The sequence below is a fragment of the Pseudomonas sp. Pseusp10 genome (assembly GCF_059492225.1).
The window spans coordinates 1,223,068-1,234,108 of the sequence record NZ_CP168528.1 but is presented as its reverse complement, the minus strand read 5'-3'; the positions used below and the strand labels follow the sequence as shown (position 1 = coordinate 1,234,108).

12 protein-coding genes are annotated in these 11,041 nt (G+C 60.8%); 4 read left to right on the top strand and 8 right to left on the bottom strand.

From position 1 onward, the window contains the following. Window positions 1-236: 236 nt before the first annotated feature. On the top strand, window positions 237-1,364 hold the full coding sequence (locus ACEN8Z_RS05505; protein ID WP_495597003.1) for a sensor histidine kinase: 1,128 nt from the start codon (window positions 237-239) through the stop codon (window positions 1,362-1,364). 135 nt (window positions 1,365-1,499) lie between these two features. On the opposite strand, the gene ACEN8Z_RS05500 is transcribed toward ACEN8Z_RS05505, so the two are convergent. Next, a complete protein-coding gene (locus tag ACEN8Z_RS05500; RefSeq protein ID WP_442095951.1) occupies window positions 1,500-1,805 on the bottom strand; it encodes a chaperone modulator CbpM in 306 nt (101 codons plus the stop codon). 27 nt (window positions 1,806-1,832) lie between these two features. Beyond that, window positions 1,833-2,780, bottom strand: a complete 948-nt coding sequence (locus ACEN8Z_RS05495; RefSeq protein ID WP_007990863.1) for a DnaJ C-terminal domain-containing protein — start codon at window positions 2,778-2,780, stop codon at window positions 1,833-1,835. A 297-nt stretch (window positions 2,781-3,077) separates the two neighbouring features. Between ACEN8Z_RS05495 and ACEN8Z_RS05490 the strand changes: the two genes are divergently transcribed. Continuing rightward, the gene (locus tag ACEN8Z_RS05490) at window positions 3,078-4,352 is read left to right on the top strand and encodes an Hsp70 family protein (RefSeq protein WP_495597002.1); all 1,275 of its coding nucleotides are present in this window, start codon (window positions 3,078-3,080) and stop codon (window positions 4,350-4,352) included. 136 nt (window positions 4,353-4,488) lie between these two features. Here ACEN8Z_RS05490 and ACEN8Z_RS05485 read toward each other — a convergent pair whose 3' ends face one another. The 3 genes from ACEN8Z_RS05485 to ACEN8Z_RS05475 all read right to left on the bottom strand — a co-directional run bounded on the left by ACEN8Z_RS05485 (window position 4,489) and on the right by ACEN8Z_RS05475 (window position 6,907). Next, on the bottom strand, window positions 4,489-5,502 hold the full coding sequence (locus ACEN8Z_RS05485) for an AI-2E family transporter (RefSeq protein WP_008001050.1): 1,014 nt from the start codon (window positions 5,500-5,502) through the stop codon (window positions 4,489-4,491). 237 nt (window positions 5,503-5,739) lie between these two features. After that, a complete protein-coding gene (locus ACEN8Z_RS05480; RefSeq protein WP_495597001.1) occupies window positions 5,740-6,048 on the bottom strand; it encodes a PsiF family protein in 309 nt (102 codons plus the stop codon). Window positions 6,049-6,112: 64 nt separating this feature from the next. After that, complete coding sequence (locus ACEN8Z_RS05475; RefSeq protein WP_495597000.1) at window positions 6,113-6,907, bottom strand: AraC family transcriptional regulator; 795 nt, start codon at window positions 6,905-6,907, stop codon at window positions 6,113-6,115. A 97-nt stretch (window positions 6,908-7,004) separates the two neighbouring features. On the opposite strand from ACEN8Z_RS05475, the gene ACEN8Z_RS05470 reads away from it, so the two are divergent. After that, window positions 7,005-7,892, top strand: a complete 888-nt coding sequence (locus ACEN8Z_RS05470) for a DMT family transporter (RefSeq protein ID WP_495596999.1) — start codon at window positions 7,005-7,007, stop codon at window positions 7,890-7,892. Window positions 7,893-7,981: 89 nt separating this feature from the next. On the opposite strand, the gene ACEN8Z_RS05465 is transcribed toward ACEN8Z_RS05470, so the two are convergent. The 3 genes from ACEN8Z_RS05465 to ACEN8Z_RS05455 form a co-directional block, all read right to left on the bottom strand. After that, window positions 7,982-8,872 carry an alpha/beta fold hydrolase gene (locus tag ACEN8Z_RS05465; protein WP_495596998.1) on the bottom strand — a complete coding sequence of 297 codons (891 nt, stop codon included), beginning with the start codon at window positions 8,870-8,872 and terminating at the stop codon, window positions 7,982-7,984. Window positions 8,873-8,979: 107 nt separating this feature from the next. After that, entirely contained in the window at window positions 8,980-9,285 is a 306-nt protein-coding gene (locus ACEN8Z_RS05460; RefSeq protein ID WP_008001039.1) for a DMT family transporter, read from the bottom strand. Next, on the bottom strand, window positions 9,286-9,924 hold the full coding sequence (locus tag ACEN8Z_RS05455) for an FMN-dependent NADH-azoreductase (RefSeq protein WP_495596997.1): 639 nt from the start codon (window positions 9,922-9,924) through the stop codon (window positions 9,286-9,288). A 103-nt stretch (window positions 9,925-10,027) separates the two neighbouring features. Here ACEN8Z_RS05455 and ACEN8Z_RS05450 point away from each other — a divergent pair, with 103 nt between their 5' ends. Continuing rightward, window positions 10,028-10,942 carry a LysR substrate-binding domain-containing protein gene (locus ACEN8Z_RS05450; protein ID WP_495596996.1) on the top strand — a complete coding sequence of 305 codons (915 nt, stop codon included), beginning with the start codon at window positions 10,028-10,030 and terminating at the stop codon, window positions 10,940-10,942. Window positions 10,943-11,041: the final 99 nt, after the last annotated feature.

The window sequence follows — 11,041 nt, the reverse complement described above, 5'->3', positions numbered from 1 at the left end:
ACTTCAGACAAGAAAAAGAACCAACAGCTTATTCCCCAGCGCTTGAAACAAAAGTCCAAATAACTGCTTGGCGAGCACCGCGAAAGCGTCCGGACGGATCGAAAATCAAGTCGCCTTCAATACATAGATACCGCCCGATAATCCGCCATCGTGCCTGTGCATGAGCGGTCGTGTTTTTTCCGCCAAAGAGACTAATATTCGATCCGCTGTCCCCGATTCATGCTCAGGTAACCGCCATGCGTCTTTCCGAATTCATCGTGCTACACGTTGATCGCATCGTCGATGAGTGGGAGCAGTTCGCCACATCCATCACCCCGGCTGCCGAGTCCATGGACAGCGTCGCCTTGCGTGACCATGCCCGGTCGATACTGCTGGCCGCAGCCCGGGACATGTGCAAACCCCAGTCACCCTCCGAACAAGCGGCCAAGGCGCGCGGCGAAGGCCCGGAGAAAACCCCGAGCCTCGACGAGGCCGGTGCCAGCCATGGCGAGTTGCGCCATACCGTGGGTTTTGATCTGGTGCAGATGACCAGTGAATTCCGTCATTTGCGCGCCTGCGTCATCCGCCTGTGGGTCAACAGCCTGCAATCGCCTGACCTGGCCTACTTCCAGGACATGATCCGCTTCAACGAAGCCATCGACGAGGCCCAGGCCGAATCCACCGCCGCCTATGCCGAAATGGTCAACCGCTCCCGGGACATTTTCCTCGCGATCCTCGGTCATGACCTGCGCGCTCCTTTGCAGGCGGTGAGCATGTCCACCGAAATTCTGCTGCGCAAAGCCGCGCTCGAAGGTGATGCGCTCAGGTGCGCGATCAATATCCAGCACAGTACCGGGCACCTCGCGGTGATGGTCAGCGATTTGCTGGAACTGGTGCGCAGCCGCCTGGGCAAGCACCTGCCGATCGAACCGGCGCCCATGGACCTGGCCGAAGCGGTGCACGAAGCGATTGCGCGGGCCTGTGCCGGTCAACCGGAGTGCGATCCGACCCTGACTGTACAGGGTGACACCCACGGTACCTGGGACCCACGCAGGCTCGATCAGATGCTGCAAAACCTGATCGGCAATGCCTTGCAGCATGGCTCGAGCAAACGTGAAGTGACCTTGACCCTCAAGGGCGAGGCCGACAGCGTTCGGCTGACGGTGCACAACGACGGCATCCCGATTCCCGTCGACGCGATCCCGACGATTTTCGACCCGCTGGTGCGCAGCGCCAGCGAAGAACTCGGCGAGCCCACTACCAGCCTCGGATTGGGGCTGTTTATCGTCAAGGAAGTGGTCGACGCCCATCGGGGAACGATTGAAGTCAGTTCCAATGAGAGCGATGGCACGACGTTTACCGTGGTGTTGCCGAGGAAGATGTAATGCCGTAATACCGCGTTATCGTTCATCGCGAGCAAGCTCGCTCCCACAGGGATTATCGTGACGATACAAAACCTGTGTGGGAGCGAGCTTGCTCGCGATAGCGTTCGAACAGGCAGCAAAGAAATACCTGGACAACTACTCCACCAACAACCGCCCCAACCGCTGCTTGAGCATGCGGTTCTCGGCCCGTAGCTGCTGCACTTCTTCGAGCAGGTCCAGCGCCAGGGCGACGCCTTCCCATTCCAGGTCAAGGTCGCGCCGCAGCTTGGCCGCACGCTTGGCCAGGGTCAGCTCGTAGTCGTTGAAAACCCAGTCCTTGGGCTGAGTGCCCTGAGGTTCGAGGATGCCGTGCTCGACGATTTCGATCACGTAGGCGTCCGACAGCTCGGTCGCCTCACAGAACTCTGCCATGTCCAGTTGAACGATCAGGGGACTGCTCATTGTCAGTGACTCCTTGGTTCTAAGGGATCAAAAATGCTCTCGCGGGTTGAACGCGGCTTTTTTCGCCAGCTCCTGCCACAGGGCCTTGATGTCATCGTCGGATTTTTTCGGCATCACCGCCTTCAATTGCACGAACAGGTAACCGCGCTCACCGGCCTTGTTCATCAGGCCGTGGCCCTTGGCGCGCATGCGCTGCCCATTCTGGCTGCCGGCCGGCACCTTGAGGTTGATCTTGCCGGTCAGGGTCGGCACGGCGACTTCGGCGCCCAGCGCCAGCTCCCACGGTGCCAGTGGCAAGGTGATGATCAGGTTCTCGCCTTCGACGTCGAATTTCGGGTGCGGCGCAAAACGGATCGTCAGGTACAGGTCGCCATTGGCGCCGCCACCCACGCCCGGAGCGCCCTGCCCCTTGAGGCGAATGCGCTCGCCGTCGGCCACGCCGGCGGGGATCTTCACGTTCAGGCTCTTGCTGGTGTTGCTCACATGCTGGCCGGCCGCATTGTACTGCGGCACCTGGAAGGTGACCTTCTTCGACTCGGTCGACAGTGTTTCTTCGAGAAAAACCCCAAGTTCCATTTCCACGTCTTGCCCTCGACGTCCGGTGCTGCGACGCGACTGTCCTCCACCACCAAACCCAGGCCCACGGTTGCCGAAGATCGAACTGAAAAAGTCCGAGAAATCGCCCGTGTCCTGACCGCCGCCACCGAAACCGCCACGGCTTTGCCAGCCTGGTGGTCCCTGGAACGGCTGGCCGTGCTGGCCATAGCGGCGCAAGTCATCGTATTCAGCGCGTTTGTCGGCGCTTTTCAATGCTTCATAAGCTTCCGAGGCGTCCTTGAACTTCGCCTCGGCATCCTTTTCCTTGCTGACATCGGGGTGGTATTTGCGCGCCAGCTTGCGATAGGCGGCCTTGATCGCCTTATCGTCTGCGGTCGGCTCCACACCGAGAATCTTGTAATAGTCTTTGAAGTCCATCGCGGGAATCACCATCCGTTATCAAATCGCGCCACGGGCCACAGCATGCGCTTGTTTGCAGCCATTGGTTTGGCCGATCTCAAGTTTGTGACCGGGCGGCGCGGCAGAAGTTTATCGGCAGCAGGCGGGGCTTCTTGCGAGCACTCCCGCGGCTGTCCGGTTGATGCAGGGTAGTTTGGGGGGGATGCCCCATCTTTCAAGGCATTGTTTGCGAAGAATTAGCAGATAACCGGCCTTCGAATCTGGCGCGCTCTGGCATACACTGCGCGGCCGTTTTTTAACCGGAACCTGAAAGACATGAACAACGCATCTCCAGCCCGTGCCTTGGGAATCGACTTTGGCACGTCCAACTCCACTGTCGGCTGGCTGCGCCCCGGCGTGGAAACGCTGATCGCGCTGGAGGACGACAAGATCACCCTGCCGTCGGTGGTCTTCTTCAATATCGAAGAACGTCGCCCGGTGTACGGCCGGCTGGCGCTGCACGAGTACCTGGAAGGTTATGAAGGCCGCCTGATGCGCTCGCTCAAGAGCCTGCTGGGTTCCAAGCTGATCAAGCACGACACCAGCGTCCTCGGCACGGCGATGCCGTTCAAGGACCTGCTCGGGCTGTTCATTGGCCAGCTCAAGAGCCGTGCCGAAGCGTCCGCCGGTCGGGAATTCGAAGAAGTGGTGCTGGGCCGCCCGGTGTTTTTTGTCGACGATGACCCGATGGCCGACAAGGAAGCCGAAGACACTCTGGTAGACGTGGCGCGCAAGATCGGTTTCAAGGAAGTCTCGTTCCAGTACGAGCCGATTGCCGCCGCGTTCGACTACGAGTCGACCATCGAGAAAGAAGAGCTTGTCCTGATCGTGGACATCGGCGGTGGTACCTCCGACTTCTCCCTGGTGCGCCTATCGCCGGAGCGTCGGGGTGTGGATAACCGCCACGAGGATATCCTCGCCACCGGCGGTGTGCATATCGGCGGAACCGACTTCGACAAACAGCTCAGCCTGCAAGGCCTGATGCCGCTGTTCGGCTACGGCAGCCGCATGAAGAGCGGTGCCTACATGCCGACCAGTCACCACATGAACCTGGCGACCTGGCACACCATCAACTCGGTGTACTCGCAAAAATCGCAACTGGCCCTGGGCAGCATGCGCTACGACATCGAAGACACCGGCGGCATCGACCGCCTGTTCAAGCTGATCGAACAGCGCGCCGGGCACTGGCTGGCCATGGAAGTGGAAGAAACCAAGATCCAGCTGACCCACGCCGACAATCGCCACGTGCCACTGGACCGCATTGAAGCGGGCCTGAGCGTGGACCTGAGCCGTGTGCTGTTCGAGTCAGCCATCGACAGCCTGTTGGAGCGCGTACGCAACAGCGTCACCCAACTGCTGGCAGACGCCGATGTGCGGGTTGAGCAGGTCGATACGGTGTTCTTCACCGGCGGTTCGAGCGGCATTCCGGCGCTGCGCAACAGCGTCTCGGCAATGCTGCCGAAGGCGCGGCATGTGGAAGGGAACATCTTTGGCAGTATCGGTAGCGGTCTGGCGATCGAGGCTGCGAAACGTTACGGCTCGATGGACTGATCCAAAATCTTTGGCGCGCCCTTCGCGAGCAAGCCCGCTCCCACATTTGACCGTATTCCATCTGGAGGAACTCGGTTGAATGTGGGAGCGAGCTTGCTCGCGAAGGGGCCAGCTCAGACAACAAAGATCCAGCAGATCAAACCATCCCCACCTGCTTCAACTCGCTCTTCAGATACGCGTAATAAATCGGCCCCGCCACCACCCCCGGCAGGCCGAACGCGGCCTCGAACACCAGCATCGCCAGCAGCAACTCCCACGACTTGGCACTGATCTGCCCGCCGACGATGCGCGCGTTGAGGAAGTATTCCAGCTTGTGGATAAAAATCAGGTAACCGAGCGCCGCCACGGCGACCCAGATCGACAACGACAAACCGACGATAGTGATCAGGGTGTTCGACATCAAATTGCCGATCACCGGCAGCAGGCCGAGCAGGAACGTCAGCACGATCAGGGTTTTGGTCAGCGGCAGCTTGATACCGAACAGCGGCAGGATCACCGCCAGGAAAATCCCGGTAAAAAAGGTGTTGAGCAGGGAAATCTTGATCTGGGCGAACACAATGTTGCGAAACGCCTGGACCAACAGGTGCAGACGTTCGAACAGGGCGGCAGCCAGTGGTTTGCGCTTGGTCAGGTCCGGCACGCGCTGCAAGGCTATGATCGCGCCCAGCACCATGCCGATCAGCAAGGTCACGAACATGTGCGCCGCGTCCTTGCCCACCAGTTGCAACTCGCTGAGGTGCTTGCTGACCCATTCGCCAATCGCTACGCGAAATTCAGCGGCACTGGCCGGTAGATAGGCGTCGATGAACGGCGGCAGTTGCCCGCGCGCGCGGTCAACCACCCCCATGAACTTGTCGAGGGAAGCGCCGGGGTTTTCAGCCTCGTGCAGCAGGAAGCTGAAGGCACCGGCAAAGATCAGCGACAGCACGCTGACAATCAGAGTCCCCAGCAACGCCACCGCCAGCCAACGTGCGCGCCGGCCTTCGATCAACCGTTGCAGTTGCGGGGTGAGCATGTTGACCAGTTCGAACACCAGCAACCCGGCGAGCAGGCTGGGCAGCAACCGCAGCGGCAGGACCAGCAGCAGCCCGCCAAAAATGATGACCCAGCTGATGACCAGCAAAATTTGACGCTGAGAAAACGTTGGCATACAGCCTCAAAAACGAACGGCATAAAAAGGATTGGCAGTCTGCCAGCGATCCGGGGCGAGCACTAGGGATTGTGTGGGGCGACCTTGGTCGGGGGTTCAGGTTCTTGTGCCGTGCCCCGACCGGCCTCATCGCGAGCAGGCTCGCTCCCACATTTGTCCTGCGTGCCCGGTTCCACTGTGGGAGCGAGCCTGCTCGCGATGGGGCCCTCACAGCTCCCACATTTTTCAGCCCTATGTTTATTTTTTCTTCAGGCAATCACTCATGAACGCCTTGCGCTCATCACCCTTGAGGGCCTTGGTGGCGGCGTCGGCGTTGCAGGTTTTCATTTTCTCTTGCTGCGGCGTCAAGACCTTGCCGGCATCGTTTGCCGCCGGTGCGGCCTTCAGGCAGGTGCTCATGAAGGCTTTGCGCTCGTCGCCCTTGAGGCTTTTAGCGGTAGCGTCGGCATTGCAGGTGGTCATCTTGTTCTGTTGGGCTGTGGCGGCGAAGCCTTGGGAGCAGAGCAGCAAACCGATCATCAACAAAGGGACACGCAACATCTTCATGGAGTTTTCTCCTGGTCGCCACACCGAGGGGTGCGGCCTCGTACTGGAGTGTAGACAACCCCTGTTACACCTTCCTGTTCTCCAGATGGCTGCGTCGGTACTGCTCCGGTGTACACCCGGCCTGGCGCTGGAACATCGCGATAAACGCCGAGCCGGTGCTGTAGCCCATGTCGAAGGCGATCTCTTGAATGCTGCGCTGGCTATCCAATGCTTCGATCGCTGCCAGAAAACGCAGGCGCTGGCGCCACTCACCGAAACTCATGCCCAGCTCCCGCACGAACTGCCGCGCCAGGGTGCGCTCGCTGACATGGATGCGTGCGGCCCATTCCGCCAGTGGCTGGTTATCCCCCGGATCGGCCTGTAACGCTTCCAGAATCCCCAGCAATCCGGGGCTGCTGGCGTAGGGCAGGTAGCATTCGTGTACCGGGGCCTGTTGCAGTTGATCCACCAATACCTGGGCCAGGCGCTGGTCGGCGGCCTGCTCGGGGATCTTCACGTCCCGGGCGGCGAAGTCCTTGAGGATCGCCTTGAGGATGTCGCTGATGGCCAGGGTACAGGCTCGCGACGGCAGATCGGCGCACACCTTGGGCGCCAGGCACACGGCGCGGTAGTTGACCGGTTGGTGGCTATAGAAACTGTGCTCGATCTGTGGCGGCACCCACACCGCGTATTGCGGCGGCGACATGAAGCGGCTTCCCTCGACGTCCATGTGCAGCACGCCGTGGGCTGCATATTCCAGCGTCCCCCAGGGATGTCGATGGGGGGCCGCGTATTCGTGGGCGTCGAAATCGGCGTAGCGGAAATACACCGCCGACGGCAGTTCGCTGAAATCCAGCAGGTCGATGTGTTTATTGCTCATGCTGTCTGTCATCAGGGGCGGGTTGTCCGGATCGAAGTATAGGCTTGCATCCAGACAAGCGGATAATTGCACTTCATTAACGTTCTGGTTTTTTCCAATGCAATACGCTTATCCCTTGCTGGCCATTTTCATCTGGGCCGGCAACACCGTGATCACCAAAATGTCGGCCGGGGCGATTTTCCCCGCCGAGATCGGTTTCTACCGCTGGCTGCTGGCCGGATTGCTGTTCACGCCCTTCATGCTCAAACCGGTGCTCGCCCATTGGCCGCTGATCCGCCCGAAACTGGGCAAGATCTTTGTCCTCGGGGTACTGGGCATGGCGGTCTATCAAAGCCTGGCGTACTTCGCCGCAAGCCTGACCTCGGCCACCAACATGGGCATCATCCTGTCGCTGATGCCACTGATGTCGCTCGCCATGGCGATCATCAGCCTCGGCCAGCGCCTGACCATGGGTGCCCTGGCCGGCGCGGTGCTGTCGTTCGCCGGTGTTCTGGTGGTGGTGTCGTCCGGCAGCCTTGGTTCATTGCTGGAGCACGGGGTCAACCTGGGCGACGCGATGATGCTGGTCGCCACCCTGGCCTACGCGGTCTACAGCACCCTGTTGAAAAAATGGCAGTTGAAACTGCCGCCGCTGGTGCTCCTGTATTTGCAGGTGCTGGTGGCCGTGGTGGTGCTGTTTCCGCTGTTCCTCGCCTCACCGAAAGTCGGCCCGACCCTGCAGAACATTCCGCTGGTGCTGTACGCCTGCCTGCTGGCTTCGATGGTCGCGCCGCTGGCGTGGATGCAGGCCGTGGTGCGTTTGGGGCCGAGCCGTACCACGCAGTTTTTCAATTTGCTGCCGTTGATCACCGCATTGATTGCAGCGGTGGTGTTGCATGAGCAGTTGGCGATGTATCACTTGGTAGGTGGTGTGTTGACGCTGGGTGGGGTGATTGTTTCCGAGCGTTGGACGACGGTGTTGGGGCGTAAGGTCAGTGTTGCCTGATCTGACGCCATCGCGAGCAAGCTCGCTCCCACATTTGGAATGCATTCCCATGTGGGAGCGGGCTTGCCCGCGATGAACGATAACGCGGTCTAAAGTCCAGCCGTGCTTAGCCGCGCCGCATGCTCGACAAACAACCGGATCGGCTCGGCCCCCTTGCCGACCAGCCCCAGCGACTGATTGACGATATCGAAGTGATCCAGCGGATACTCATCGCCAATCACCGTCCCCAGGTGCGAGCTGTAGCGCCCGACCATGCCGTCGCAATGCCCGGCTTCGCGGACGAAGGTCTTGGCGAACAGTCGGCAACTGCGGTTGGTGCCGTCCAGCAGATTGCGCCCGCGATCGGTAATGCCCGGCTGCAAGGTGCCGGACCAGGAGTAATAGCGCACGCCGTTGACCTCTTCCGGTCCGTGACCGCCCCAGATTTCGGGCAAACCCTGTGGATAACGCCGGTTGAACAGCGCCACGCCCGCGCTGGTGAGGGAGTGATGGGACGCATGGATATCCACCGGCAGCTTCGGTCCGCGGTAACCGGTATCCAGCAACCCCATCAGCGCGCAGACCATCCGCAGTAAAAAGCAGAGCAGGCGACCACGGACGCTGTCATGGGGATAATGCTTGTGCAGGTAATCGGCAAGCTCCGAACCATGATTCGGCCCCGCCACCGAGGTCACCGATGCCACGAGATCCGGACGCTTGGCAGCTGCGTAGCGGGCGGTCAATGATCCTTGACTGTGGCCGATCAGGTTGACCTTGTCGGCCCCGGTTTCCTGCAGGATTTCGTCGATGCGTGCCAGCAGTTGCTCGCCGCGCACTTCGTTCGAATTCAGCGGCGAGACCTGCACGGCAAACACCACCGCACCACCATGGCGCAACACCTCGACGATCCCGTACCAGTACGGATAAAACACCAGGCGGATGAACCCGAGCATTCCCGGGACCAACACCAGCGGGTAGCGCGGGGCAGAACCTTGCGACATGGGCGAACATCCTTGTGGTCAGGCGGTGACGCAAGGCGGGAGGCAAGACATCCGCCAAGCTACGCCTGCGAAGATGACAACTCAACGACAAGTCTATGTCATCCGCCCTACTTCAACCCCGCCACGCCCGCCACGATCAGCCCGACCGAGACCAGTTTGATCACGCTCAGGCTTTCACCCAGCAGCGCGAAGCCGAGAAACACCGTGCCCAGCGAACCGATGGCGGTCCAGATCGGGTAGGCGATGCTCACCGGCAACTCGCGCATGGCCAGGGTCAGGAAGTAGATCCCGCCCACAGCGGCCACTACAGTGATCAGCGAAGGCCAGAGCCGGGTGAAGCCCTCGGCGTATTTCATGCCCATGGCGAAGGTGACTTCGAACCCGGCGGCGATCAGCAGAAACAGCCAGGCCATCTAGAACTCCCCGGCCAGCGCCAACAAGCGCCGCTCAGCCTCGGCGGCAGAGAGTTCAAAGGTCCGCTCGGCGGACTCTTCGCCCTCGGCAGCCACCACGGTGACGTCCGTGATGCCGATGAATCCGAGCACCGTGCGCAGTAGCGTGTCGGCATGGTTCATGGCTTCCAGCTCACCTCCCGGGCCAAAACCGAAGCCGCCACGGCTGGTGATGATCAGGGCTTTTTTTCCCTGCACCAACGGTTGGTACTGGGCCACGCCGTTGTCCAGGGTGTGATCAAAGGTCACCCCGACGCGCACGATCTGATCGATCCAGGCCTTGAGCCCGCTCGGTACGCTGAAGTTGTGCATCGGCGTGGAGATCAGCAACACATCGTGCCCAAGCAGTTCGCCGACCAGTTCGTCGCTGAGCGCCAGATCGGCCTGCATCGACAGTGGCCGGGCGGCGGGCTCGGGGTAAAACGCGGCGGCCACGAATGCCTCGTTGACCGGCGGTATCAGCGCCCGCCCTACTTCGCGTCGGGTCAGTTGCGCGTGTGGATGACGGGCCTGCCAGGCCGTCAGAAACACTTCGGCCAAACGGCGCGAATGCGAGCGATCACCACGGGGGCTGGCATGAACGGCAAGAATTTTACTCATCTGAACCTCCTCAAGGACTAAACTCAAACGGCTTGTGGCTTGAGGCTCGTAGCTGCTCCTCTTCAAATGAGCAAAAATCAGTCAGGATGAATCCATTTCATCCATGGAGTATTCAATGTTTGCCTCGTTGCCGTTGACCGCCCTGCGGGCCTTTGAATCCGCCTCACGCCTGTTGAGCTTCAAGGCTGCCGCCGAGGAACTGTCCGTCACCCCGACGGCGGTGTCCCATCAGATCCGCTCCCTGGAGAGCTGGCTCGGCGTGCCATTGTTCAAGCGCCTGCCACGCCAGGTGCGCCTGACCGAATGCGGCGAACGGCTGTTCCAGAGCCTGCACGGGGCTTTTCTGGAAGTCGCGCAAAGTGTCGATACCCTGCGCCCGCAACGCAGCAGCGCCAACCTGACGGTCTCCACCACCGCTGCCTTCGCCGCCCTGTGGCTGGTGCCACGGCTGGGACGTTTCTACGCCCGACACCCGAACATCAACGTGCGCCTCGATACCCACTGCGAAGTCATCGATCTGCATCAGGACGCCAGTGTCGATCTGGTGCTGCGCTACAGCCTCGACGATTACCCCAACCTGTACGGCCAGTGCCTGTTCGATGAGTCCTTCGGTGTCTATGGCTCGCCCGAACAAGTGGCCTTGGCGTCGAGTCGCGCCCCGACGCTGATCAGCGTGCGCTGGCACAACTCCAAACTCTATGCCCACGGCTGGGAGGCCTGGTGCGCTCGCTCCGGCGAAACCTGGCTGAGCGGCCGGCCCGCCGTGCGCGAATACGACGAAGAGCATTACGCCCTGCAAGCGGCGATTGCCGGGCAAGGCCTGGTGTTGGCAAGCAATATTCTGGTGTCGGAAAGCGTAGCCAGTGGTCTGTTGTTGCCGTACCGGGGGGAAATCCAGGTCGATGGCGCCGGCTACAGCGCACTGTGCGTGCCGGGACGCGAACGTCATCCACCGGTTCGGGCGTTTTTTGCGTGGTTAAGCGAAGAGGCGTTGGCGTCGGGACATGCTCTGGCGTGAGAATGGTTGCGGCTGCCAAGTCGCCATCGCGAGCAAGCTCGCTCCCACATTGGTCCTGCATACACAGATCCCCTGTGGGAGCGAGCTTGCTCCGGGCGG

What these genes read in the sequence shown, in the direction of transcription:
- ACEN8Z_RS05505 (WP_495597003.1), top strand. Translation starts at nt 237, where the DNA reads ATGCGTCTTTCCGAATTCATCGTGCTACACGTTGATCGCATCGTCGAT.
- ACEN8Z_RS05500 (WP_442095951.1), bottom strand. Translation starts at nt 1,805, where the DNA reads ATGAGCAGTCCCCTGATCGTTCAACTGGACATGGCAGAGTTCTGTGAG.
- ACEN8Z_RS05495 (WP_007990863.1), bottom strand. Translation starts at nt 2,780, where the DNA reads ATGGACTTCAAAGACTATTACAAGATTCTCGGTGTGGAGCCGACCGCA.
- ACEN8Z_RS05490 (WP_495597002.1), top strand. Translation starts at nt 3,078, where the DNA reads ATGAACAACGCATCTCCAGCCCGTGCCTTGGGAATCGACTTTGGCACG.
- ACEN8Z_RS05485 (WP_008001050.1), bottom strand. Translation starts at nt 5,502, where the DNA reads ATGCCAACGTTTTCTCAGCGTCAAATTTTGCTGGTCATCAGCTGGGTC.
- ACEN8Z_RS05480 (WP_495597001.1), bottom strand. Translation starts at nt 6,048, where the DNA reads ATGAAGATGTTGCGTGTCCCTTTGTTGATGATCGGTTTGCTGCTCTGC.
- ACEN8Z_RS05475 (WP_495597000.1), bottom strand. Translation starts at nt 6,907, where the DNA reads ATGAGCAATAAACACATCGACCTGCTGGATTTCAGCGAACTGCCGTCG.
- ACEN8Z_RS05470 (WP_495596999.1), top strand. Translation starts at nt 7,005, where the DNA reads ATGCAATACGCTTATCCCTTGCTGGCCATTTTCATCTGGGCCGGCAAC.
- ACEN8Z_RS05465 (WP_495596998.1), bottom strand. Translation starts at nt 8,872, where the DNA reads ATGTCGCAAGGTTCTGCCCCGCGCTACCCGCTGGTGTTGGTCCCGGGA.
- ACEN8Z_RS05460 (WP_008001039.1), bottom strand. Translation starts at nt 9,285, where the DNA reads ATGGCCTGGCTGTTTCTGCTGATCGCCGCCGGGTTCGAAGTCACCTTC.
- ACEN8Z_RS05455 (WP_495596997.1), bottom strand. Translation starts at nt 9,924, where the DNA reads ATGAGTAAAATTCTTGCCGTTCATGCCAGCCCCCGTGGTGATCGCTCG.
- ACEN8Z_RS05450 (WP_495596996.1), top strand. Translation starts at nt 10,028, where the DNA reads ATGGAGTATTCAATGTTTGCCTCGTTGCCGTTGACCGCCCTGCGGGCC.